We start from the raw sequence: 22078 nt of genomic DNA, 5'->3' as shown, positions 1-22078 counted from the left end.
GGGGGCATAGTCGGCGATTATGGCTTAATTTTCCTAAAACGCTGCAACAATAAGGGGTTGCCGGGAGTTGAAACGATCTGGGTTGCAATCCATCGTGGTGGTCCATGCCATGGAAATTGTTGGTATCCTTGTACTTTTCGGAATGGAATAAGGAAATATTACCTTTCGTCGGGCAAGAGCTGAGCCGGTAGTGGAACAGTCATATGACAGTCGAAGCTGCGGGCCGGCGAGGCCGCAAGCTGGAGTTTGAGTGATGATTGCGTTGTTGCTGGCGGGAGCCTTGGTGTTTTGCGCGGGCGTGCTGGCCATCGTGTTCGGGATTCCGATCAAGGAATTCTCCTTCGGCAATACGGTGATCCTGTGCGGCACGGTTGCCGCCTCGACCGGGCTCATTCTGATCGGTCTCGGCATGGTCACGCGCGAGGTGAAGCAACTCTCCCGCCGTCTCGGCATCGCGCCGGTGCGGGAGGAGGCGGAGGTCGAGGAAATCATCGTGGCCGAAGTGCCGCCGCCTGCGATGCCGGAGGAGCCGCGCCCGGCACCGCGCGCGCCTGGAAACGGCGATTTTCTATTCTCGCGCGACGAGCCGGTGGCCCGCGCGATGGAAACCGAGTTCGAATTTCCGCCGCCGACCCGCGCGCCGTTTCCGCCGCTCCCCGAGCGTCCTGAACCCGCAGCGGCACCGGAGCGCCCGAAACGCGACTTCCTGTTTTCCTCCCGCCGCCGCAAGACGGCGCAGGATGCTGCACCTCCCGCCGAGGCGGAAACCGCGGCCCGCACGGAAGACAATCTGTTTGAGCCGCCATGGTCGCAACCCGAGCAGCCGCCCGAACCCGAGGACGATTTCGCGGCCGAGCCGCGCCATCCGTTGCGGCCGCCGCGCCGTTTCACCCCGCCTTCGCGCCGGGAGGAGCCGCCGCGCCGCGAGCCGCAGCCGGAAGTCAGCGTGGTGAAATCCGGCGTGGTCGATGCGATGGCCTATTCGCTGTATTCGGACGGTTCGATCGAAGCGCAATTGCCGGAAGGCACCGTGCGGTTTGAATCGATCGAGGAGCTCCGCGCCCATCTCGATCGCCGCTGAAGACGCCCGCTGCACACATTCAGGGCACAGCGTTCGATCGATCTTGCGGACCCCCGACCCGCTCGCCTAATCTTTGCGAGGCATGAGGGGCCGCAACGATGCACGCCCCTTCCATCGAACATCGCGAGCGCTGCATGAGTGAGCCTGCCGGCAAGAATTTCGTTGAAATGGCGGCAGGCATCGTCTCGGCCTATGTCAGCAACAACACGGTGCAGCCGTCCGACATTCCCGCGCTGATCGCGCAGGTTCATGCCGCGCTGCTGCGCGTGGCGACGGGCGGGGATGCGCCCGTCGAGGCCGCGCGGCCTGCGGTCTCGGTGAAGAAATCGATGACGTCGGAATATCTGGTCTGTCTCGAAGACGGCAAACGCTTCAAGTCGCTGAAGCGGCATCTGCGCAGCCAGTACAACATGAGCCCGGAGCAATACCGCAAGAAGTGGGGCCTGCCGCCGGATTATCCGATGGTGGCGCCGAACTATGCGGTGGCGCGCTCGCAGCTCGCCAAAAAGATGGGGCTTGGCCAGCAGCGACGCCGGGCCAAGCGGTAGGCACGCATTTCACAGCGATAAGCGAGAAAGCGGGGAAAGATATCCCCGGTTGCAAAAATCGGGTTAGGGTGTAGGTATAAAATCCTAACGAGGTCGCCCAATGCTGCCCACCCCTGTCTCCGTTTCCTCTTCGCATTCCGCCGCACCTTCTCCCGACCCTGAAACCATCCGGTCCCGCGTCGCCGCATATGTGATTGCCGATTTCGGCATCACCGCGGACGAACTGGCGTTCGGCTCGCGTGGTTCGCCGCGTGCGTCGCTGGCGCGTCAGGTCGCGATGTATCTCTGTCATGTCGGCTTCGCGCTGAGTTTCGAGGGCATCGGCCGGCTGTTTCACCGCGACCGCACCACGGTGGCCTACGCCTGCCGCGTGATCGAGGAACGGCGCGAGGATGTCTGGTTCGACAGCCGGATCGCCGCGCTGGAACGCGTGGTGGCGCGGGCGGAGTGCGGCCGATGAAGTCGCATCGCCCCTCCAAAACACGAGCAGCCGAGCCCGCGTATGACATCGACTCCAGGCGCGCCGAGCACCTCACGCTCGCCTCGCGCGAGGTGATGACAGAGAGCGGCGTTGCCCGCGTCATGGTCAACGACAGCGAGAGCCCGCTCGCGTGGCTCGCGCGCCGCAAGGGCCGCGATGGGCACGCCATGATCGGCCACAACCAGTTCATCGCGGGCGAGAAGCTGCGCGCCGATTTCACCCGCGGTCACCTCGCGCCGCGTGTCACGTCGAGTTGGTCGGGGATCGCGCGCGGAAAAAATTGCGGCGGCGGCGACGCGGGCACGATGACCGACGTGGTGATAGCCGCGCGCCAGGGGGTGCGGCTGGCGCTGGAGGCGTGCGGGCCGGAATTCTCCGGCATATTGCTCGATGTGTGCTGTTTCCTGCGCGGGCTGGAGGATGTGGAGCGCGAGCGTGGCTGGCCCGCGCGCTCGGCGAAGGTTGTTCTGCAACTCGCGCTGGATCGTCTTGCTCGCCATTACGGGCTTCACGACAATGCCCGTGGCAGCGCGCATATCCGCACCTGGCTCGCGGAGGATGCATCGTTCACGGCGTGAGGCGGACGCCTCGCGGGAACCGGCCGGAACGTTTGATCCGGTAAGAGGTTGATTCCGCACCACATGGAGGACGGAGCATGGAAGAGATTCAGATTACGCAGGTTGAGTTTCCACCGGCCAAGGACAAGCCGGAAATCGTCAGGAAGCCGAAACCCGGCCGCTCCCAGCAGCAAAGCGCCAGCATTCCCGAAAAGGGCCGCAAGAAACCTGATGGCGGAATGAAGTAGACAACCCCGAAAGTCAGACTTTGGCTTCGACGGCCCTGCGCGCATCGGATTTGATGCGGTCGACCATTGCGCGCAGGCCGTTCGAGCGTTGCGGCGTCAGATGTTCGCGGAAGCCGAACTCATCGAAGATCGCCAGCGCATCGGTGGAGAGAATCTCCTTCGCCGTCTTGCCCGAATACAGTGTGAGAAGGATCGCGACCAGCCCGCGCACGATGTGGGCATCACTGTCGCCGAGATAGCGCAGCACCGGCTCGCCGGAGGCGTCGCGGTCGTCCTTGCGCGACAGCCAGACCTGGCTGGTGCAGCCCTGCACCTTGTTTGCGGCGTTGTGCTCGGCGTCCGGCATCGGCTCGAGCGTGCGGCCAAGCTCGATCACGTAGCGATAGCGATCGTCCCAGTCGTCAAGCAGCGAAAAATTGTCCCGAATGTCGTCGATCGTGGTCATGCCGATATTGCCGTCGTGAAAAGGCCGCGCGGACCTCGCGCTGTCGCTTACGGCTTATATGAGAACGCGGACGGCGGAAAGCGAGAGTTTCAGCGGAATTTTCCGCGAAAACCGCGCGCTCAGGATGCCGCACAGCGTCAGGGCTGTGGGCCGTCCCACCAGGCTTGTGGGGTATCCCACGTGATCGCGAGATCGGCCTGCGTCAGCGTATCTGGGAACGGATTGGCGTCGCCGGTGGAATCGATGGAGCCGGTGTGATCCGGGCTCTTGCGGCTGGCGCCGTGCTTGCCCTTCTTCGGCTTCTCGTGCGGTTTGTCCGGCGCGGCTTGAGGCTTCTCGGTGGCCTCAACCTGCTCGGGCTTGTCGTTCTTCTCCGAACGCTCCGTCAGCATCTCATAGACTTTCTTCGCGCCCGCCTGCGCACGCTCGCCGACCACGGTCGCGGCCTGTCCGCCCACCGCGCATGCCGCGGGCTGGCGCGTACAGAACTGCGACATGTCGGAAACGGCGGCGGTCGCGGCAAGCACGGCTTCGCTCGCGCTGACCTGCGGTCCCCTGTTCGTATCGGGCGCCTTGTCGCGCGGAAGCAGCACGAGCACCAGACCGAGCCAGAAGGCCATTCGCAACAAGAAGAACATCACGCATCCCCGTCGAACCGCGTTCTCCTGACGCGGCTTTGTTGGCTTGCGTTAAACCACCGGCGGATAAATCTTGAGTGTTTCGGGACGGCTAAATTTGCGTAAAATTTGAATCGTTTCGGATGGCGTAAATTTTCGATTGACGCCGGCGCACGCAAATCAGCCGATAAAACCCGCGTCTACCATTTCGAAACCATAAGCTGACGCGCAGTGAAACGATGCGTTCACCATCACCGGCAAATGCATGCGCAAAATACCCGCAAAACGCGATCACGGCAGCGCGTCCGCGTGTTGAAGCGGTTGCCTTAGTGTTCGCTTAATTTCGCTCTGACACGATCCCGCGAACAACAAGAGGGGGCTTGCCGGCCCGCCATTGGCGACCCGGCGGTGTGAGAGTTCAAGTGACGCTGTTCAAGATCCTGCGCGAGCATCTGGATTCGCTGCTGCATCCGTCCGTCAGGGGCGATGCGATGGCGAGCGCGCGTCATCGTGCCTTCATCGCGCTGCGCATGGGCGGTGGCCTCGCGGTTCTGAGCGGCGTGCCGGTCTATCTTGCCGTTCGCGGTGCTCCCTCGATGATCGAGGTAATGATCCTCGCCTGGTTCATTTCGCCGATCCTGATTTCCTGGTTTCTGTCGCGCACCGGCCGGTTCGAGATGGCGCACATTCTGTCGTCCGTCTCTCTCGCTGCACTGGTGTTCGCGGTATCGGTGCAGACCGGGGGTATGTCCTCGTTCGCGGCGATCTGGCTGATCGCGGTCCCGCTCGAGGCGGCGCTGTCGGCCTCGCGGCGCGTGGTGACGGCGGCGGTCGCGCTTGCTCTCGGCTGCGCGGCCATGCTCGTCGTTCTGGAATCGATGAACGCGCTGCCGCCGTCGCATCTGTCCAGCGACGTTGCATCGCTGTTCACCGGTCTCTGTATCGTGCTGGCGACGATCTATGCCGCAGGCCTTGCGTTCGGCGCGGAATCGCTCGCCCGCACCAGCAAGCATCTTCTGGCGGTGGAGGAGCGGCGCTACCGGCTGCTCGCCCGCAACATTTCCGATGTGATCGCGCGCCATCGCGCCAACGGTGATCTCAATTTCATTTCGCCGGCGGCCGAGGTGCTGCTGGGCGTACCTGGCCCGACGCTATTGCTGCACGGATTGTTCGATCGCGTTCATGTCGCGGACCGTCCGCGTTATCTCACCGCGCTGTCGGATGCCGCGCGCGGCGGTGAAGCCAGCAGCGTTGAATTCCGTGTTCGCCGCGAAAGCCCGCATGGCCCCGAATTCGCCTGGGTGGAAATGCGCTGCCGTCCGCTCGAGCCGACGCAGGATCAGGCCAGCGGCGCGTTCGAGGTGGTTTCGGTGATGCGTGACGTCACCGAGCGCAAGATGCAGGAGCAGGCGCTGGAAGCCGCGCGGCAGGAGGCCGAGCAGGCGGGGGCGTCGAAGTCCCGTTTCCTCGCCACCATGAGCCACGAGCTGCGCACGCCGCTCAACGCCATCATCGGTTTCTCCGAGATGATCGCGCGCGAAGATGAGATGAAGCTCGACGCTGCGCGCCGCCGCGAATATGCCGGGCTCATCAACGAATCCGGGTTGCATCTGTTGTCCGTCGTCAACGGCATTCTCGATATGTCGAAGATGGAAAGCGGCAAGTTCGAGCTGGTGTCGGAGCCGTTTGCGCCACGCGAGGCGCTCTCGAGCTGCTGCAACCTGATGGTGCTCAAGGCGCGAGACAACGGCATCGACCTTACGACCCGCATGCCCTCCGATCTGCCGCAGATGACGGGCGACGCGCGCGCCTTCAAGCAGATTTTGCTGAACCTGTTGTCGAACGCGATCAAGTTCACCGGGGAGGGCGGCTCGGTTACCGTCTCCGCGCAGGTCGAAGGCCGCGAGCTGTTGCTCCGTGTGGCCGACACCGGCATCGGCATCGGCAAGGACGATCTTGCGCGTCTCGGCAATCCGTTCTTCCAGGCGGGCGCAAGCTATCAGGGCCGTCGTGAAGGCACCGGCCTCGGGCTCTCCATCGTCAAAAGCCTTGTGTCGCTGCATGGCGGCGAGATGAAGGTCGAGAGCGAACTCGATCGCGGCACCACCATTTCGGTGCGCCTGCCGATGATTTTCACGCCGGCTGTGAAGCCGAGCAATATTACAACCCTCGCCCCGGCGCCGCGCGCCGATGCCAAAGTCACGCTGGTGAAGAAAATTGCGTAAGAGTGCTCCGATGGATGATGACAAGCCGCGTCGCAAGCGCCGCGCCAAGGCGGTCGCGATCGAGATCGAGCAGGAGCCCAATCTGTTGATGCGGGTGCTGCTGCACAGCCCGAAAGACACCATGGCGTGCACGGTCGCGCTCGCGGCGATGACGGCCATCGTCGTCAACGCGATGTTCCTGCAGCCCGGCCATCATCCCTCGCCGATGTTCGGCGCGATGCCCATCGAGACGACCATTGCGACGCCCGTGCAGCCGCAACCGTTGCCGCGTCCGCGCCCGGCCGAGACGGACACGCAGCCTGCCACTGTCATCGACCCGCAGCCGATGGTTGCGATCCCGGCCGCGAAGCCTGCGGCACCGGCCGCCGTGCGTCCTCCGGCGCCCGTGCCTGCGCACAAGGACCCGCTCGGCGATCTAATCAACGCCAATCATCGGGTCATCTCGGTGCAGCGCGTGCTGACGAATTACGGCTACGGCCAGTTGAAGGCCAATGGCACGATCGGGCCGGACACCCGCGCGGCCATCCGCCAATTCGAGAAAGACCGCCACCATCCGCAGACCGGCCAGATTTCCGACTGGCTGCTTGCCGAAATGGCGAAGCTCACCGGCAAGACGATCAACTGATCCGTCTTGCCGCCGTCACGACATCGCGCTGGCGTCGGTGCGATGGATCGCCTATCACCACAGCATGAGATTGAAATCGGCGATCTGGGTCGCGGCCTATCTGCGCCGCCTGCAGGGCGAGGGCGTTTTCGCCGCCGTGCGCCGTCGCGGCGCGGAGGAAGCGGGTGCCGTGTTCGTCAAGCTCGCGCTGCTCGATGGCACCGCGACGCTGTTCGCGCCCGCGCCGCAAACCTCCTACGACGATGCGCAGCCTTCCGACCGGGCTTTCGTGGCTTCGACCGCGCAGCCGATCGAGGAGCAGACCGTGGAGGCGCGACTGAAGCGCGAGATCGATTTCGATCCCGATGCGTGGATCGTGGAGATCGAGGACAAGCGGGGTCGCCACTTCCTCGATCTCGCCAAGACGTGACGTTCCGCCCGGCTCAGGGCTTGCCGAAGCCGTAATGCGCGAAAATGTCCTGTGCCTCCGGGCTGATGAGGAAGGCGAGCCACTGTTTGGCTTCCTCCGGATGCGTGGCATCCTTCACGACCGCGCCGGAATAGATGCCGGTGACATTGTGCTCGGGCGGAATCTCCACGCTCTCGGTCGCAAGCCCACGTTCCTTCTGGAAGATCGTCTCGGAACGCCACGTCACGCCGGCCTCGGCGCGGCCGTTCATCAACCAGACCGGAGTCTGGCGGTGATGCATGCGCGTGAGCGTGGTGGTGCCGTCCTTGACCTTGGCGTCATAGACCGTATCGACAAGCGCCTTGCCGCCCGCTTTCTCGAACGCCGCCTTGATCTGCCGCGCCACGCCCTCGAACTCGGGATTTGAAAGCGCGAGATGGATATCCGGGCGACCGAGGTCGTTCAGGGTCTTGACGTGCGCCGGATTGCCCTTCGGCACCATGATCGCGAGTTGATTGGTGGCGTAGATGGTCGGCGGGCCGACGAGGAGGCCGTTATCGATCAGGCGCTGCACGGCGATCTTGCCGGCGAAATAGGCGTCCGGCTTTGCGGTCCATGTCATGTTGCCGACGGTGATGCGGCCGCCGGCCTTCATCTGCCGCACCAGCAGTCCCGGTGGAATGGTTTCGTAGTAGACCTTGCCTTTCAACTCCGGGTGCCTGGTCTCGAAAGCCTTGACGAGCGGGGCCATCGCGAAAAAGTAGTTGCCGCCGACGTAAAGAATGAGCCGCGCATTGGCGATGTCGCCATGGAAGTCGGCGAGATTATCGGCTTCGTGGACTGTGAATTCGAAGCCCTGATCCTGGGATGGATTGTTCGCGCCTTTCTGCCAGGGCGGATAGAATTCCGTGCTTGCGGTCGGCTGCGCCGCGTGAGCGGAGATCGCCCCGCCGCAAAGCGCAAGCCACAGGGCTGCCGCATGGCGGCTCATTCGTTTTGCCATCATTGTTTCGTCTCCCGGTACGGACATGACGATTCCGCTTTTTTACTGGTATTGCCGCCACGACATCGCGGTCTGAGTACTTTAGAATAATCTAAAGTACTGTAAAGGTGCTCAAGCGGACCGGCAGGGAGGTTATTTCAGCGGCAACCGTTGCGGCTGATGCTCTTCGGAAGAGGGCGAAACGATAGAGCTGGACGGCGCGGTGCGCGCGCGCTGGCGCTCGCCGTCGTACAGGACAGGCTTGTACTTGGCGCGCGTGGTCACGATCGAGGAGCCGCGCCATGCCGCCAGCATGATGAGCGCAACGCGCTCGGTCAGCACATCGTACATCCGCGCCAGCCGATAGACATCGATCACCGATGCGCCGATGGCGGGATTGAGGAACAAGAGTACGCGCTGGAATGCGTCCGCGTTCATGCCGAGCGCCTTCATCGCGCAGGCGAGCGGCTCGCCGAGCGGGTCCGCGACGATCTCCTTCGCCACCGAGGCGGGCAGGGTCAGCGCGTCGGCAAGTTCGACCGTGAAAGCATGCGCGTCGGCAACCATGGCCGCGCCTTCCAGCGTGGCGAGGGCACGGCTGGCGCGCTTCGGATCGACCTTGGCGGAGGGTTTCAGCGGCGCGTCCAGCAGGTTCTCGAGGATCTTCGCGCGCTCCTTCGAAGGCGCGGCGGTGAACATCTCGATCAGGGAGGAGGCGTCCTGCGGCTTCATCGACAGCACCGGCAGCGGCTGCTGCGGAGCAAGCGGCGGCGCGGTCACGGTAGCCGGTTCGGCCTGACTTTGAGCGGGCTGCAACGCGGGCGCCGTGTGACGCGGATAAAGCGGCGGCGGTGGAATCATCAGCTTGCGGCGGATGTCGCGCGGCGTGTTCGGGTAGACCGCAAGCTTGGCGCGCACCACCGCGCGCGTCGCGTCATCCACCTCGTCGAGCAGGCGCGTGGTGAGTTCGGTGAACTGGTGTTCCTCGTCGGGCGTGTGGTCGGGCGTCTGCACGTACAGGTCGGTCAGCACGCGCAGCAGCGTCGGGCGAATATCCACGCCCTCGCGCTGGGACAGGGACATCAGGCCATCGAAGCCTTGAAAGAGAGGAGGCGTACTCATGCAAACCGGCACGTTGGTAAGGTGATCGTTTAAATCTAGAGCGGCTTTTTTAACGCGCAGTTAAGATTACCGAACGGTTAATCCTGCAATCGTCAGCAGCACTGAAAACCAAAACACCCGGGCCGTAGCCTTAAGACACCATTAACCATGCGTGATTCTAATACTCCTTGTCACGAGCCAGTGATGTCGTGACGAGGAGACAGTAGATGGGCACCATTCTTGAATTTCCGGCGGATGCGGCTTTGCGGCGCACGGAGACAATCATGGGATCGGCCCCGCGTGAGGCGACAGCGACCGTGCTGATCCTTCCCGTCGTCCGGATCGAGCGGCATGCTGAAGAAACCAGCGGCGACCGTGGACCGGAAGAGGGGACGGCGCCGGGCCGCCGCCGCCGCCGGCGGGCACGGTCCTGATTTTGTTTGCGCCGGATCTTCCGGCGCTTGTCTGCAACCTGAACGGCCGTTCGGATGTGCACTCCACTTTTCGTTTTGCCGCTGGTGTTCGGGATCGGCTGTGTCGGCGATGATTTCGGCCGCACGCGCTCGATGTTCTACCATCAGGACATGCACCAATGGGTCGGCACGGAAGCGACCGAAGCGCTCGGCGGGCAGCCGTCGCATTTTCTTTTGACAGACGATGAGCGCGCGCTGCGCGACATGGCCTATTACTTCATCGAGCCGCCGCATTCGCGCCCGGCCTGGAAGGGCGTGTTCGGGGATTACCAGCGCCTCCCCGCGCCGTGGCGCGTGAAGGTGGTGTTCGACCGCACGAGCTACGGCCGCAAGATGATCGACGAGCCGCACCGCTCGCAGGCCTCCTCCTATCAAGGATTGATGGAGGATGTGCGCAACGATCTCACCATGCTCGACCAGTTCATTCCGCTCGCGGTAAAGCTCAACGATCTCGACATCAAGCGCAACAAGGCGCTCGGCTATATCGGCGACCTGTCGCCGCGCGAGCGTGTCGATGCGCAGGCGCGGATGCGCGAGAACGTGCTGGTCGTGCAGTGGGCGCAGCAGTGCGTCGAGCAGCGCGTGTCGTCGTATCGCTGGGCGCTTGAGCGCCTCGTCATCATGGCGCCGGACCGGATGGCGGCGCAGGCGGATGCGCTGATCGCCGAGCTTGCGCGCCGCGGGGCATCCGCATGGACCACCGCGACGCCCGTCGTGGGGCAGGTGCTGCGGGTCGGCGGCTGATTTTCATGTCAGGTTCCAGCGACACTTCGCTGCATCGATGGTGCGGAAACGATCACGGGCGTGTGAGAAAATCCGCGTCCTGGTGACACGCGGCGGATGACCGCGTTGCGCGGGCATACGATACATTATTGGATGGCGCATCGGGTCGATATGACCCTGTTCGGGAGGCGTCCTGCTTCTCTTGGCGGGACGCGGCATGTCGCAGCCCGAAAGAAAAGAGGACGATATGATTGCGTCCATTGACCGCCGTGGCGAATGGAAACGCAGGTTTGCCGAACTGAGGCGGCCCGTTGCAACTCTGACGACACTCACCGTTGCATTAACAATGCTGGTTCTGCTGGTCGTGCGCATGGTCGGCTCGGAGTTGACGATGATGGCGCTGAGCCTGATGTTCTTCGTCAGCGCTTTGCTGGTGGCGACCATCGCCTGGTTCGTGAGGAGCCGACACAATTCGCGCAGCCTGTCGCTCTGGGATGTGGCCGGGGCTTTCGTCATTATCGGGATTTCGGCTTCGGTGCTGGCCGATCCCGAGCATGCTGTTGAGCTGTTCGAACATCTGTTCGAGCGCCGTTTCGTGTTGCATTGAGGAGAAAGGCAGACTAATTATCAGAGACCAGCCCGGGCCCCTCTGGCAGCCATATGCTGCGATGTCGGACTGGACATAGTGGGAGTGGCCCTGTCTCTGTCTTGATCATTTCAGATGCGTGATCCGTGATCGCCCACAGGCGGTCATGGCTTTTGCGTTTGTCTATCAAGGCTTTGTCGATCCTCGCATCGTCGGCTTTCGGCCGCGTGCGGGCGGTCGATGTGTCACGGAGCTGCTCCTTCGCAAAGCCAAGGAGCCCGGCTCATGTTCGACTTCATTACTCCCGACGTTCTTACCGCTCTTTTTCAGGTTATCCTGATCGACCTCGTGCTGGCCGGCGACAATGCCATTGTCATCGGCCTTGCCGCCGCTGGTCTGCCGAAAGAGCAGCGCGCCAAGGCGATCCTGATCGGCATCGGTGCTGCCACGCTGCTGCGCATGGTGTTCGCAGGGTTGACCACGCAGCTCCTGCAGATCGTCGGCCTCTTGCTCGCGGGCGGCATCCTGCTGCTCTGGGTGTGCTGGAAGATGTGGCGCGAACTGCGCGCTCCGCATCATGCGGTGGAGGATATCGAGGCGCTGACCGATGGCGCACCGCGCAAGACGCTGGCGCAGGCGACGTGGCAGATCATCATCGCCGACGTGTCGATGTCGCTCGATAACGTGCTCGCGGTCGCGGGTGCGGCGCGCGAGCATCCGTGGGTGCTGGTGTTCGGCCTGTTGCTGTCGATCGCGATGATGGGCGCGGCGGCCTCGTTCATCGCCAGGCTGCTGCAGAAGCACCGCTGGATCGCCTATGTCGGCCTTGCGGTGATCCTCTATGTCGCGGGCGACATGATCTATCGCGGCATTCTGGAAGTGTATCCGCAGGTATCATCATGGATCGGCGGCATGGCCGTATCCTGACGGGAAGGAGGGCGCGCGGTTCTGTTGCCGCGCGTCTGTTCCCGGCCGTGTCAGTAGTAGCGGTGGCCGAAGACGAGCGGGCTGAGGTTGAGACCGTCGCGCGGACGGTAGCGGCGGCCTTCCGCCTCGGCGAAGGCGAATTCCGGATTGACGCTGCAATAGGCCTGCTGGCCGGAGGCGGTCGCTTGGCATTGCGCGTAAGTATCGTAGGCGCAATCGCCGGGGTAGGGATAGCCGCCGCCGACGAGGCAAATCCGCCGATCGTAGGCTTCGGCGGGCGTCGTCGTCAGTACCGCGCCGAGTGCTGCTGCCGTCAGAAAGGTCGCTGTCAGGATTCGCATGTGAAACTCCGTTGTTGGAGTGAACATAAAGATCGTGCCGCGCTTTCGCCAGCCATGCTGTCATGCTCCCGAAGGGGAGGGCGTCAAAGCCGCGTGATGTGTCATGATTCGTTCTTGTGGCGTTATGGGCGCGGCGTCAAGAATTGACGGCGGAAGTCCCCGATGCATCATGGACCGCGATATTATGCGGTGCTGAATGCTTTCGTATCTGAAACGGCGTTACCCGGATTTGCGTCTGGTGCGAATGAGCGATGGCCGCTGGTCGGTCATTCGCGACCTCGGGCTCGTCAAGGGCGGCAAGGGCCTGCGCTGTCACGAATGCGTCTTCTCGTTCCGGCTCGATGTGCGGCGGCTGTTGCGGTCGCGTGAGAAAGCCCGCCCCGCAATGCTTTCCGCATCCAGCGAGGCCGTTGTCCAGATTCAGGGCTGACGAAGTTACCGCCGTCCCGGCTGTGAGACTTCCGCCTGCACCTTGCAGCTTGCGGCTGCGAGCGAGGCCTTGGCCTGCGCCATCAGCCCAGGTTCAGCGGCGAGCGCGCGCATCACGATCAGCCCGGTCGGCGTTGGCGATTCGATGATGAGCCGGTCGGCCGCCGTAATGTCCTCGTCCTCCGGCAGCGCCGCCTTCTGCTGCGGCGTCATCAGGTCGAGCTCGATCACCTTGCGGCCCGCCGAGCGGTCGTTGATGGCGTAGTAGGCGATGTCCTCGTTGGTGTAGAACGACACCGACGTGTAGGCCTGACTGACCGGCACCTTCAGCTTGATCGAGCCGGTTGAGAGATCGTACTTGCAGGCGGCGGCAGCGAAGGCGGGGTCCATCAGCGGCATCGGCGCGGTGTCGGGCGTGGCGTCCGGCAACGCCGTGACCGCGTTCACTTTCAGCGTCGGGGCGAGCCGCGCGTAAGCGTCCTGTGAAGCGATGCGCGGCAAAGCCAGCACGCTCACCAGATGCACGACGCCGCCGAGCAGGATGCCGCCCAGAATTGCAAACAGCCAACGGATCATGAGCATCCCTCCATGGTGATGGAGGGCAGCGGCGCGTCCTTCTGCGAGCGCGTCGCGACACCGACGGGCGTATCGTAGAGCCGCAGCAGGAGCTGATAGCGGCTGATGCCGCCGGTCGGCAGCCAGTTGCCGGACCGTGCGCGCGGCGCGATCCGCACGGTGAACGAGCCGTCGGAGGCACGCACGACCTCCTGACTGGTGAAGCCGTAGCGTTGCAGAGTATTGGCGACGAGCTTGCCTTTGGTGTCGTAAACCGTCAGCGTCCAGAACCGGGCAGGGGGCGTGACGCCGGAAACGACCACATCGCAGCGCCCGTCGAGTTTTTTGCCTGCATTGTCTCCGGTGGCGCGGAAGGTGATGCCGTCACCAGCGCCGATCGGCAGTTCGCCGCTGCGGGCGACCGTGGCGCGTGCATAGGGATCGATATCGCTGGTGCCGACGCGCGGGCGCGCGGTCCATGGGCCGATGGTTAGCGTGCCGATCTCGACGCCGCGCGTGGCCGTGTTCCATGTCAGCCCGAGGCCGACGACGGTGGCAATCGCCATGGTGAGGATCAGCACGAAAATCAGCCGCACGGCAGTATCGCCTTCATGATTGCCGGGCCCATCGTCATTTCTTCTGCGGCGTGGACGCTGTCGCGTCGTTCGCGGAGGCAAAACTATCCGGGAACGGCAGTGCGGCGTGCGGCGCAGGCGGCGCGCGGTCGTTCACCGAGGTCTTGCCGGCCGGCACGGTCTTGGCAGCCTCGTCCATTTCTTTCTCTATACGGATGAGGGTATTCACGCCGCGCCGCGTCAGCGTCGGCGGCGGTCCTGCGGCGACATCGAGAATCTTCGGCGGGGCATTGGTTGCGGCGATGCTGCCTTTCGGCAGTTTCTGACCCGCGCCGACGCCCGTGAGTTCCTTGATCTCGATGCCCTGATGCGCGACTTCCATGATGTCGTGCCAAGTCTTGGCGGGCAGCGAGCCGCCCGTCATGCGGTTGGTCGAGGAATAGTCGTCGTTGCCGTACCAGACACCGCCGACGAAGTTGCCGGTGTAGCCGACGAACCATGCGTCGCGATAGGCATTGGTGGTGCCGGTCTTGCCTGCGGCGGGAATGCCGTCGAGCTGCGCGCGCCGTGCGGTGCCTTCCGAGACGACGTGGCTCATCATCATCGCCATGTCGGAGGCGACGGAGGGCGGAATGATCTGGCGCGGCTTCGGCCCGTCGCGGTCATAGCGCCAGACCAGATCGCCCGCGCCGGTGCGCACTTCCAGGATCGCATGCGGTGTCACCGCCTTGCCGCGATTGGGGAACGCCGCATAGGCGACGGTGTGTTCGAGCACGTTGACTTCATCGGCGCCGATCGGCAGCGAAGGCGTGTCGGGCAGTGGCGTGACGATGCCGAACCTGCGCGCGACTTCCACGATCTTGGCGCGTCCGGCTTTCGGGCCGGCCTTGCCGCCGAGCGCGATCGACAGCTTCACCGGGATGACGTTGATCGAGTGCGTCAGCGCCTGCGTCAGCGTGATCGAGCCGGAGTAGGAGCGCCCGTAGTTCTGCGGGCACCAGTTGCCGATGCAGACCGGGCCGTCCACCACGATGGAGGTCGGTTTGAAGCCGTTCAGGAGTGCCGTGGTGTAGACGTAAGGTTTGAACGAGGAGCCGGGCTGGCGCATCGCGTCGGTGGCACGGTTGAACTGGCTGGCGCCGTAGTCGCGTCCGCCGACCATCGCGCGCACGCCGCCATCGAGATCGGCGATCACGGCGGCTGCCTGCGTCGCATGATAGTCGCGGCCGAACTGGCGCAACTGGTCCTCGACGGTGTCCTCGGCCGCCTTCTGCACCTTCATATCGATGGTGGTGCGCACCACGAACACGCGCTCGGTGTAGGATTTCGGGAAGGTGGCGACGATCTTCTTCACCTCGTCGAAGGCGTAGTCGAGGAAGTAGTTCGGCGAATTCTCGTCGCGGCGGTCCACGACGGAGGCAGGGTTACGCCGGGCGCCGAACACCTGGCCTTCGGTCATGAAACCTGCGTCCACGAGGTTGTCGAGCACGACGTTGGCGCGGGCGCGCGCCGCGGGCAGGTTGATGTGCGGCGCGTATTTGGTCGGCGCCTTGAACAGGCCCGCGAGCATCGCGGATTCGGCGAGGTTCACGTCGCGCGCCGATTTGTTGAAGTAGAAATGCGCGGCGCCGTCGACGCCGAACGTGCCGCCGCCCATATAGGCGCGGTCGAGATAGAGTTTGAGAATTTCGTTCTTGGTCAGGCGCGTCTCCAGCCAGATCGCGAGGAACGCCTCGTTGATCTTGCGCTCGATGGTGCGCTCGTTCGACAGGAACAGGTTCTTGGCGAGCTGCTGGGTGATCGAGGAGCCGCCCTGGCGCACGCCGCCTGCCTGTGCGTTGGTGAGAAGTGCGCGCAGCGTGCCCGCGACGTCGATACCGAAATGATCGTAGAAGCGGCGGTCCTCGGTGGCGAGCGTCGCCTTGATCAGGCTGTCGGGAAACTCCTCCAGCGGAATCGAGTCGTTGTGCTTGATGCCGCGGCTGCCGATCGGATTGTTGTAGCGATCGAGGAACGTCACCGCCAAATCCGACTTCTTCAGCCAGTCCTCGTCGGAGGTCTCGCGGAAGGCGGGGATGGCGAGCGCGAGCATCAGAATACCGCCGGCCAAGCCAATCGTCGCCATCTCCGACAACGGTTCGATGAACACCCAGCGCTTCCAGCGGCCGACATAGAAGCGGTCCATGAACGCCGAATAGCGCTCATAGAGTTCGCGCAGGCCACGGCCCGAGGAGAACAGCGTGGAATCGAAACGCGAATCGAGGTCCAGAAAGAAATTCCGGATCCGTTGCATCCACTCGCTGGGTACGATCTTGCGCACCAAAATTTCCTAAATCGTCGGTCGCGTCCGTGGTTCGCCCGGACACTGGCGGCGGCAATGGCGCGAACGAACATGCGCGTTCGTTTGCGGCATCCCCGTGGCGATGGTGAAGGCAATCATCGGAGGGAAGGGCTGTTCGCCCGTTCCGCGCGTCGATGCTTGCGCCGGAGAGGAGATCACGCGAACGGCCGTCAGGTTCCCGGACCCTCTCCATGTCCGGGAATCCGCCTTCTTCTAGCCGAGGTAAGGGGATAAACCAATGCTGGCCTTGGCGTTTTTCATGGGAAGGGCTAATTTCCCACGCCTGTCCAACGCCATTGAGGCCACAAATCCGCGCGGGCGCTTCGCCGCCATTGCCGGGTGCCGCCGGATGGGCGTGACCAAACCAGAGAACCGATGACCAAGCCGCCTGAAAAGCCGTCCGACCAGGCCAATTCCTTCTGGAAAACCAAAACCTTGGAGCAATTGTCCAGCGCCGAGTGGGAAAGCCTGTGCGACGGCTGCGCGCGCTGCTGCCTGGAAAAGCTGGAAGACGAGGACACCGGCAAGATCTACTTCACCCATGTCTCCTGCCGGCTGCTCGACGCAAACCTGTGCACCTGCCACGATTATGCCAACCGCTCCGCCAAGGTGACGGACTGCGTGCGGCTGACGCCCCGGAATGTGCGGACGTTGAACTGGCTGCCGCCAAGCTGCGCCTACAAGCTCGTTGCCGAAGGCCGCGACCTTTATTGGTGGCACCCGCTGATTTCCGGTGATCCCAATACCGTCCATGAGGCAGGCGTTTCTGTCCGGGGGCGGGTATTCGGCAGCGAGGACGACGTGGACGATGCCGATCTCGAGGATCATATCGTGCGCTGGCCGGGGCTTTTGCCGAAACGGGCACGGATGAAACGTCGTGCCTAGCCCCGTCATCACATCGCGTTGATCGATGCGCGGTTTCGGAAGCCACCCCATGCGCGCGGCCCGCTAACGGCGCAAGCCGATGTAGGGTAGGCTGTTCATCTTCTTCCGACACATTGAATCGCCAATTCGCGCAGTCGCGCACAGGCCGCATGAGCAAAATCCAACGACCCGAACCCGAGATGGAAGGCGAGCCGCTGGCGCCGGACGATCTGGCTGCCATCACGGGCGAGGCGATCCGGATCGAGGATTCCGAACCGGCCATCCGCGCGTCGCTGCCGCACAGCGAAGCTCTGCCGATCGTGCTGAGCCTGTTGTGCAACCTGTTCCTGACCGCGCTCGACCAGACCATCGTCGCAACCGCGCTGCCGACCATCGGCGTGCAATTCCACGATGTGTCGAACCTGTCGTGGGTCATCACCGCCTATCTGTTGGCCTCGACGGCGGTGGCGCCGGTCTATGGCGCGCTTGCCGACATCTACGGCCGGCGCGCGATGATCATCACGGCGAACGTGCTGTTTCTGATCGGCTCGGTGCTGTGCGCGCTGGCGCCGAACCTGTTGTTCCTCATACTCGCGCGCGGTCTTCAGGGGCTGGGCGGCGGCGGCATCCTGCCGCTGGTGCAGACCCTGATCGCCGATGTGATCACGCCGCGCGACCGTGGCCGCTATCAAGGCTACATCAGCATGGTGTGGGTGACGGCGGGCATCGGCGGCCCGGTGCTCGGCGGCGTGTTCGCGCAGCACCTGCACTGGTCGATGATCTTCTGGATCAACCTGCCGATCGGCGTCGGCTCGCTGATGTTGCTGCTGCCGCGGCTGCGCAAGATTTCCGACTATCACCGCCATCGCAAGCTCGACTGGGCCGGCGGGCTATTGCTGATGGCATCCGCCGTGGTCTTCTTGCTGGCGCTGACCTGGGGCGGGCACAAGTTCGCGTGGCTGTCGCCGACGATTCTCGCGATGATGGGCGCGGCCGTCGTGCTGATGGCGGCCTTCGTGATTCATGCGCGCACGCATGATGAACCGTTCCTGCCGCTGCCGCTGATCAGCGGTTCGGTGGTGCCGTATTCGATGGTCGCGGGCGGCTGCGCGATGGGTGCGATGATCGGGATGATCGTCCACCTGCCGATTTACTACGAGAGCGTCTATCGGTTGAGCGCCAGCGAAGCGGGCATCGCGCTGATCCCGCTGGTCGCGGTGTCGGTGCTTGGCGCATGGAGTGCGGGGCAGTTCATGGCGGTGACGGGACGCTACAAGTGGGCGGCGGTCGGCGGCGCATCCGTCGCCACAGGCTGCCTGCTGCTGATGGCGCTCCTTGCCGCGCCGCCGCTCTGGGTGCTGCTGTCGCTGCTCGCTGTGCTTGCGCTCGGAATCGGCACCTGCTTCCCGATTAGCGTGGTCTCGATCCAGAACGCGGTGCCGCGCTCGCAGGTCGGCACTGCGACCGGCGCAATGAATTTCTTCCGTGCGCTGATGTCGTCCTTCGCGGTGGCGATGTTCACCGCCATCCTGCTTGCCGCGGTCGGGCAGGAGATTCCGATCGGCGAGGGGATGAGCGGCAACCACAATCTGGCGTCGGACGACATGATCGTCGGCTTCCGCTTCGTGTTTCTCGCGGCCGCGTTCCTGATGGCGACGGCGGCCGTTCTGTTCGCGCTGATGGAAGAACGCCCGCTGGCGGGGAGCAAACCGTCACCGGCGGCGACGATGGCGGAGTAGGGCGCAGCGATTTTCTTCCCTCATGGTCTAAGCAGCGACGGTAGCGAAGCAGGCCGAACTACTTCGCTTTGCCGTGCATGCATTTGCCGACGAACTCCGCGCGTTGTTTGCCACCCATGGTGCCGCCGCCATTGAATCCGCGCTGCTGTGCGAGAGCCAGGCATTCCTCACGGCTTTTTCCTTTGGGGGCAGCATTCGCGGAGGGAACAAGAAAAAGAAGAGCTGCCGCGACACCACAGGCGGAAACGAAAAATTTCATGGCTGTCTTTCTAAAAACTGCTTTGCAATAGGCGCATCATCGATGTGCCGTGCGTGCTAATCAAGCGAGTGGTCGGCTGTTTTTCAGTGGAATTTCGTTTAGGAAAATAGTCCCATTTATATACTTTACGCCACAAGCCTAGGACGCTAAACATGGCTGCTGATGGCAGCAAGTCGCCTGAAGCTGGCGCGCCCGACTTAACTCTCTGCGAAAATGGATTTGGTGGACCCCGCTGTGCGGGGAAAATTGAATTTCAGCCCAAGCTCGACGTAACTATCGATCCATGTCTGACAATCAATCAGAAGCTGATCGAGTTCCGCCGTCGTAACAAGCCGTTCTCTAACAATCTCGGTCTTCTTCCAGTTTGAGTTTTGCACGATAGCGGTGCCCGGTTGGCAGTTCGTGGATTCCCAAATTCCGTGAACTAGCTCATTCCTCTCGCCACGAATATCATCTGCAAGATCTAGCAATTCTCGGATAGCTGATAACTCAGGGTGTTCCGTTTCAAATATCGAAATGGTGGTTTTTGAAATTTGTATGATTGTAGCGGCACTCATATCTTGAGTAACTACGCTTAGAGCGCCTGCTTCGGCCCCGATAAGGGCTGCGAGAAGGTGCCCAAGCCAGCTTTCGATAACGCCCCAGTTTATTGCTAGCTGCCCTAGCCGCGATGTAAGCTCTGTTTCAATTTGGGAAAAGCCTGTTGCAGGCATTGGCGCTCCATGGGCAAAGAAAAAGACGAAAGGTTTTCAGATAAGGAAGCAAAGCAGCGTTTCGACGCGATGCTAAAGGGCGCGATGAAGTCGCCGCCTAAGCCATTGAAGGCAATTCCTGCGACTAAGCAGAAGCGCGAGGCGGCAAAATCAAAATTGGTGAAGAAGCCCGGCTCGTAAGCCGGGGTCAGTTAGCGAGACAGCATGAGAAGCCTGCGCCTAAAACTTACGATGGCGATAGCCCGGATGCTGCGCGTGCCGATAGAAGTTCACGGCACCTTTTTCAGCTTCGGAAAGAACGACCGCAATACATCCGTTTGCTCCAGCGGGCCAAAATAAGAGGCGGACATGTCAGTCGGATCAAATACGACGATCAAATCGTCTGCTCTGCTCAATCCTTTGCAGGCTCTTGCAGCGAACTGATCTGTGCTTTCGTCGGATTCCACGAGGTAGAAGGAAGTGGTTTCTTCCCACCATCCCTTTCCCTTGACATACATATTTTCGATCATCTGCTGGCGACGTTCCTCATACGTCTTGCCGCCAACAGACTTGTTAGCAATTCGAGAAGTAACGCAGTATGTGGACATGATAGTCCCTTTCAAATGAGGGACCGCTATTGACTAAAGGCGACTCCGGATTCAATGTCCGGGTGTGACCACCATATGCCCCGCTAGCAGCCCCGAGCTGTTGGTGCGGGATCGAAAGGCCGCCCCGGCAAGGGCGGCTTTTTTCGACTCAAGGTTCCAGTGGAACCAGAAAACGGTATCAGAGTCTAGGATTGGTTCTCTGTTTGTACCCGTTTTCCCCAGCTACCGCCTTCGCCAGTATTTGACGAATTTTGGCTTGGGTTTGGGCAGTTTTGAACGCCAGCGCAGGAATCGACCGGCCTTCTTGGAAAAATCAGGCTCAATTAGCTTGTCGATACGTCAGACGCTTACCGGCTGCGCCTTTGATGGCAAGGTCTGCGCGTTCCCCGTCATTGAAGCCTAGCTTGACGCGGTGATTGTAGCGGAAGTCGTACTCGCTCAAGTAGCGGTGCAGATGCTTCTCAGCGCAATGCTGATAGACGCCGCGCATACCGCGTTTGAAGATTGAGAAGTAGCCTTCGACTGAGTTGGTCGTCACATCGCCGCGAGCATATTCCTTGCGCGAGTGATTGACCGTCTCGTGCATTGCAAAGTGCGCGTCTGCGCCGTGGTAGAGTTTGCTTTCGTCAGTGTGCAAGCGAGTTTCGCGGGACACGTTGTCCATAACGATCTTGCGAACGCTGGCACCGTCAGCGACTGCAACGTGGAACGAGCGAACAGAACCGCCGCGCTCGACGAGCGACACGATAGCCCGTTTGTTAGAGGGGCCTGATTTGCCGCTCTTGGTGAAGGGGCGTCCGGTTGTGGTGGTCTTGCGCACCTTGTCCTTAGCGACAGGGCCAAAATAGGTTTCGTCGGCTTCGACAATCGAGCCTTCGCCGCCCATGGGCGAGACAATGCCGCCATTGCGCATTGCTTCGCGGATGCGGTGCGACAGGAACCATGCAGTTTTATAGGTCACGCCAAGGCCGCGGTGCAGTTGATGGCTGGACACGCCCTTCTTGGACGAGGCCATGAGGTAGAACGCCTGAAGCCAGATGTGCAGCTTAATATGGCTGCTTTCCATCACGCTCTTGGTGGTCACGCTGAAGTCCTTACGGCACTCCTTGGAGGCGCAGCGGTACACGCCGGGCTTCTTGGTGGCGTAGGACGAATTGATTGTGCCGCAATGCGGGCAAACGCGCTCCGAGCCCCAGCGAAGGGCTTCGAGGTAGGCGCGGGCTGCTTCCGGCGTCTGGAAATGCTTGGCGTTGAACTGGGACATGGGGCCAAATCCGTTGTTTATGGCCCTTTTTAAGAATCTAGCCTTGTGGTGTCAAGTATATAATTGGGAAAATAGTCCTTGACAGCGTGACGCTGCCGCAGTAGGGTTGCGCCATGCTCGAGAATTGGGTTTGAGAGGAACTTAGCCTTTGCTTCTGGCGTTTGACTGATATGCCCCATCGCTTGCGGGCGATGATGGATCATTCAATGCGAACGTGAAGTTTGAGGCGAATATGGTGACAAAGCAGCACGGTCAGATCGTTGAAACGCCGACCGAGGCGCGTTCCGCCGAACCCGGGCCGTCGGTGGCGGCGTTGCTAGCCGTCAGCACGATCGCCGCGATATTCACTCTGGCGATCGTCTGGTTCGTATTCTTCCGCACCTGAGGCGGCGTCTGCCTTTGGC

At 62.4% G+C, this 22078-nt stretch carries 30 protein-coding genes; 18 read left to right on the top strand and 12 right to left on the bottom strand.

Annotated elements, in window-relative coordinates:
- Positions 1–253 precede the first annotated feature (253 nt).
- The 5 genes from AC1RNA_RS14175 (at position 254) to AC1RNA_RS14155 (ending at position 2915) form a co-directional block, all read left to right on the top strand.
- Entirely contained in the window at positions 254–1081 is an 828-nt protein-coding gene (locus tag AC1RNA_RS14175) for a hypothetical protein (RefSeq protein ID WP_492951508.1), read from the top strand.
- Positions 1082–1215: 134 nt separating this feature from the next.
- Positions 1216–1629, top strand: coding sequence for a Ros/MucR family transcriptional regulator (locus AC1RNA_RS14170; protein ID WP_009338986.1), 414 nt, complete (start codon positions 1216–1218; stop codon positions 1627–1629).
- A 100-nt stretch (positions 1630–1729) separates the two neighbouring features.
- Positions 1730–2089 carry a helix-turn-helix domain-containing protein gene (locus AC1RNA_RS14165; RefSeq protein ID WP_492951507.1) on the top strand — a complete coding sequence of 120 codons (360 nt, stop codon included), beginning with the start codon at positions 1730–1732 and terminating at the stop codon, positions 2087–2089.
- Positions 2086–2688, top strand: a complete 603-nt coding sequence (locus AC1RNA_RS14160; protein ID WP_492951506.1) for a DUF6456 domain-containing protein — start codon at positions 2086–2088, stop codon at positions 2686–2688. The genes AC1RNA_RS14165 and AC1RNA_RS14160 overlap by 4 nt, the downstream gene beginning before the upstream one ends.
- Positions 2689–2765: 77 nt before the next feature.
- Entirely contained in the window at positions 2766–2915 is a 150-nt protein-coding gene (locus tag AC1RNA_RS14155) for a hypothetical protein (RefSeq protein WP_009338992.1), read from the top strand.
- 13 nt (positions 2916–2928) lie between these two features.
- Here the strand turns inward: AC1RNA_RS14155 and AC1RNA_RS14150 are convergent, their stop codons facing one another.
- The gene (locus AC1RNA_RS14150; protein WP_009338995.1) at positions 2929–3360 is read right to left on the bottom strand and encodes a SufE family protein; all 432 of its coding nucleotides are present in this window, start codon (positions 3358–3360) and stop codon (positions 2929–2931) included.
- A gap of 137 nt (positions 3361–3497) precedes the next feature.
- Entirely contained in the window at positions 3498–3998 is a 501-nt protein-coding gene (locus tag AC1RNA_RS14145) for a DUF5330 domain-containing protein (protein WP_492951505.1), read from the bottom strand.
- Positions 3999–4399: 401 nt separating this feature from the next.
- On the opposite strand from AC1RNA_RS14145, the gene AC1RNA_RS14140 reads away from it, so the two are divergent.
- The 3 genes from AC1RNA_RS14140 (at position 4400) to AC1RNA_RS14130 (ending at position 7236) form a co-directional block, all read left to right on the top strand.
- On the top strand, positions 4400–6202 hold the full coding sequence (locus tag AC1RNA_RS14140) for a PAS domain-containing sensor histidine kinase (RefSeq protein WP_009338999.1): 1803 nt from the start codon (positions 4400–4402) through the stop codon (positions 6200–6202).
- A 10-nt stretch (positions 6203–6212) separates the two neighbouring features.
- Positions 6213–6827 (top strand): peptidoglycan-binding domain-containing protein, encoded by a 615-nt coding sequence (locus tag AC1RNA_RS14135; RefSeq protein ID WP_009339001.1) that lies wholly within the window; start codon positions 6213–6215, stop codon positions 6825–6827.
- 64 nt (positions 6828–6891) lie between these two features.
- A complete protein-coding gene (locus AC1RNA_RS14130) occupies positions 6892–7236 on the top strand; it encodes a DUF1491 family protein (RefSeq protein ID WP_009339003.1) in 345 nt (114 codons plus the stop codon).
- Between the two features lie 13 nt (positions 7237–7249).
- Here AC1RNA_RS14130 and AC1RNA_RS14125 read toward each other — a convergent pair whose 3' ends face one another.
- Both AC1RNA_RS14125 and AC1RNA_RS14120 read right to left on the bottom strand, forming a co-directional pair.
- Positions 7250–8221 carry a molybdate ABC transporter substrate-binding protein gene (locus tag AC1RNA_RS14125; RefSeq protein ID WP_492951504.1) on the bottom strand — a complete coding sequence of 324 codons (972 nt, stop codon included), beginning with the start codon at positions 8219–8221 and terminating at the stop codon, positions 7250–7252.
- Between the two features lie 129 nt (positions 8222–8350).
- Positions 8351–9319, bottom strand: coding sequence for a DUF2336 domain-containing protein (locus tag AC1RNA_RS14120; protein ID WP_009339007.1), 969 nt, complete (start codon positions 9317–9319; stop codon positions 8351–8353).
- 206 nt (positions 9320–9525) lie between these two features.
- Here AC1RNA_RS14120 and AC1RNA_RS14115 point away from each other — a divergent pair, with 206 nt between their 5' ends.
- The 4 genes from AC1RNA_RS14115 to AC1RNA_RS14100 all read left to right on the top strand — a co-directional run bounded on the left by AC1RNA_RS14115 (position 9526) and on the right by AC1RNA_RS14100 (position 12007).
- Positions 9526–9732: a hypothetical protein gene (locus AC1RNA_RS14115; protein WP_009339010.1), complete on the top strand. Its 207-nt coding sequence runs from the start codon at positions 9526–9528 to the stop codon at positions 9730–9732.
- 54 nt (positions 9733–9786) lie between these two features.
- The gene (locus AC1RNA_RS14110) at positions 9787–10515 is read left to right on the top strand and encodes a hypothetical protein (protein ID WP_492951503.1); all 729 of its coding nucleotides are present in this window, start codon (positions 9787–9789) and stop codon (positions 10513–10515) included.
- A 196-nt stretch (positions 10516–10711) separates the two neighbouring features.
- Complete coding sequence (locus AC1RNA_RS14105; protein ID WP_245258153.1) at positions 10712–11101, top strand: hypothetical protein; 390 nt, start codon at positions 10712–10714, stop codon at positions 11099–11101.
- Between the two features lie 264 nt (positions 11102–11365).
- Positions 11366–12007, top strand: coding sequence for a TerC family protein (locus tag AC1RNA_RS14100; protein ID WP_009339013.1), 642 nt, complete (start codon positions 11366–11368; stop codon positions 12005–12007).
- A gap of 50 nt (positions 12008–12057) precedes the next feature.
- On the opposite strand, the gene AC1RNA_RS14095 is transcribed toward AC1RNA_RS14100, so the two are convergent.
- Positions 12058–12348 carry a DUF3551 domain-containing protein gene (locus AC1RNA_RS14095; RefSeq protein WP_492951502.1) on the bottom strand — a complete coding sequence of 97 codons (291 nt, stop codon included), beginning with the start codon at positions 12346–12348 and terminating at the stop codon, positions 12058–12060.
- A 196-nt stretch (positions 12349–12544) separates the two neighbouring features.
- Between AC1RNA_RS14095 and AC1RNA_RS14090 the strand changes: the two genes are divergently transcribed.
- Complete coding sequence (locus AC1RNA_RS14090; RefSeq protein WP_492951501.1) at positions 12545–12778, top strand: hypothetical protein; 234 nt, start codon at positions 12545–12547, stop codon at positions 12776–12778.
- A gap of 5 nt (positions 12779–12783) precedes the next feature.
- On the opposite strand, the gene AC1RNA_RS14085 is transcribed toward AC1RNA_RS14090, so the two are convergent.
- Genes AC1RNA_RS14085 through AC1RNA_RS14075 form a run of 3 tightly spaced genes read right to left on the bottom strand, consistent with a single transcriptional unit; the run spans position 12784 to position 16227 of the window.
- The gene (locus AC1RNA_RS14085; protein ID WP_009339016.1) at positions 12784–13353 is read right to left on the bottom strand and encodes a DUF1254 domain-containing protein; all 570 of its coding nucleotides are present in this window, start codon (positions 13351–13353) and stop codon (positions 12784–12786) included.
- Positions 13350–13928, bottom strand: coding sequence for a DUF1214 domain-containing protein (locus AC1RNA_RS14080; protein ID WP_492951500.1), 579 nt, complete (start codon positions 13926–13928; stop codon positions 13350–13352). Before AC1RNA_RS14080 ends, AC1RNA_RS14085 begins: the two co-directional genes overlap by 4 nt.
- Before the next feature lie 34 nt (positions 13929–13962).
- Positions 13963–16227, bottom strand: a complete 2265-nt coding sequence (locus AC1RNA_RS14075) for a transglycosylase domain-containing protein (protein ID WP_492951499.1) — start codon at positions 16225–16227, stop codon at positions 13963–13965.
- Between the two features lie 259 nt (positions 16228–16486).
- Here AC1RNA_RS14075 and AC1RNA_RS14070 point away from each other — a divergent pair, with 259 nt between their 5' ends.
- The 3 genes from AC1RNA_RS14070 (at position 16487) to AC1RNA_RS14060 (ending at position 18851) form a co-directional block, all read left to right on the top strand.
- The gene (locus AC1RNA_RS14070; RefSeq protein WP_492951498.1) at positions 16487–16627 is read left to right on the top strand and encodes a hypothetical protein; all 141 of its coding nucleotides are present in this window, start codon (positions 16487–16489) and stop codon (positions 16625–16627) included.
- On the top strand, positions 16624–17133 hold the full coding sequence (locus AC1RNA_RS14065; protein ID WP_492951497.1) for a YcgN family cysteine cluster protein: 510 nt from the start codon (positions 16624–16626) through the stop codon (positions 17131–17133). The genes AC1RNA_RS14070 and AC1RNA_RS14065 overlap by 4 nt, the downstream gene beginning before the upstream one ends.
- Positions 17134–17282: 149 nt before the next feature.
- A complete protein-coding gene (locus AC1RNA_RS14060; RefSeq protein WP_492951496.1) occupies positions 17283–18851 on the top strand; it encodes an MDR family MFS transporter in 1569 nt (522 codons plus the stop codon).
- Between the two features lie 58 nt (positions 18852–18909).
- On the opposite strand, the gene AC1RNA_RS14055 is transcribed toward AC1RNA_RS14060, so the two are convergent.
- Together AC1RNA_RS14055 and AC1RNA_RS14050 are read right to left on the bottom strand one after the other, a co-directional pair.
- Positions 18910–19110, bottom strand: a complete 201-nt coding sequence (locus AC1RNA_RS14055) for a hypothetical protein (protein ID WP_040298233.1) — start codon at positions 19108–19110, stop codon at positions 18910–18912.
- Between the two features lie 197 nt (positions 19111–19307).
- Positions 19308–19823: a hypothetical protein gene (locus AC1RNA_RS14050; RefSeq protein WP_492951495.1), complete on the bottom strand. Its 516-nt coding sequence runs from the start codon at positions 19821–19823 to the stop codon at positions 19308–19310.
- 9 nt (positions 19824–19832) lie between these two features.
- Here AC1RNA_RS14050 and AC1RNA_RS14045 point away from each other — a divergent pair, with 9 nt between their 5' ends.
- Entirely contained in the window at positions 19833–20003 is a 171-nt protein-coding gene (locus AC1RNA_RS14045) for a hypothetical protein (protein ID WP_492951494.1), read from the top strand.
- Positions 20004–20092: 89 nt separating this feature from the next.
- Here the strand turns inward: AC1RNA_RS14045 and AC1RNA_RS14040 are convergent, their stop codons facing one another.
- Both AC1RNA_RS14040 and AC1RNA_RS14035 read right to left on the bottom strand, forming a co-directional pair.
- Positions 20093–20410, bottom strand: a complete 318-nt coding sequence (locus AC1RNA_RS14040; RefSeq protein WP_492951493.1) for a hypothetical protein — start codon at positions 20408–20410, stop codon at positions 20093–20095.
- Between the two features lie 319 nt (positions 20411–20729).
- On the bottom strand, positions 20730–21674 hold the full coding sequence (locus AC1RNA_RS14035) for an IS1595 family transposase (protein WP_492951492.1): 945 nt from the start codon (positions 21672–21674) through the stop codon (positions 20730–20732).
- Positions 21675–21906: 232 nt separating this feature from the next.
- Between AC1RNA_RS14035 and AC1RNA_RS14030 the strand changes: the two genes are divergently transcribed.
- A complete protein-coding gene (locus AC1RNA_RS14030) occupies positions 21907–22059 on the top strand; it encodes a hypothetical protein (RefSeq protein WP_009339024.1) in 153 nt (50 codons plus the stop codon).
- Positions 22060–22078 lie beyond the last annotated feature (19 nt).

It is taken from the genome of Afipia sp. GW821-FHT14H12 (assembly GCF_058803465.1).
Note: the sequence above shows the minus strand (reverse complement) of the source record. Positions and strands in the feature narration are given on the sequence as shown.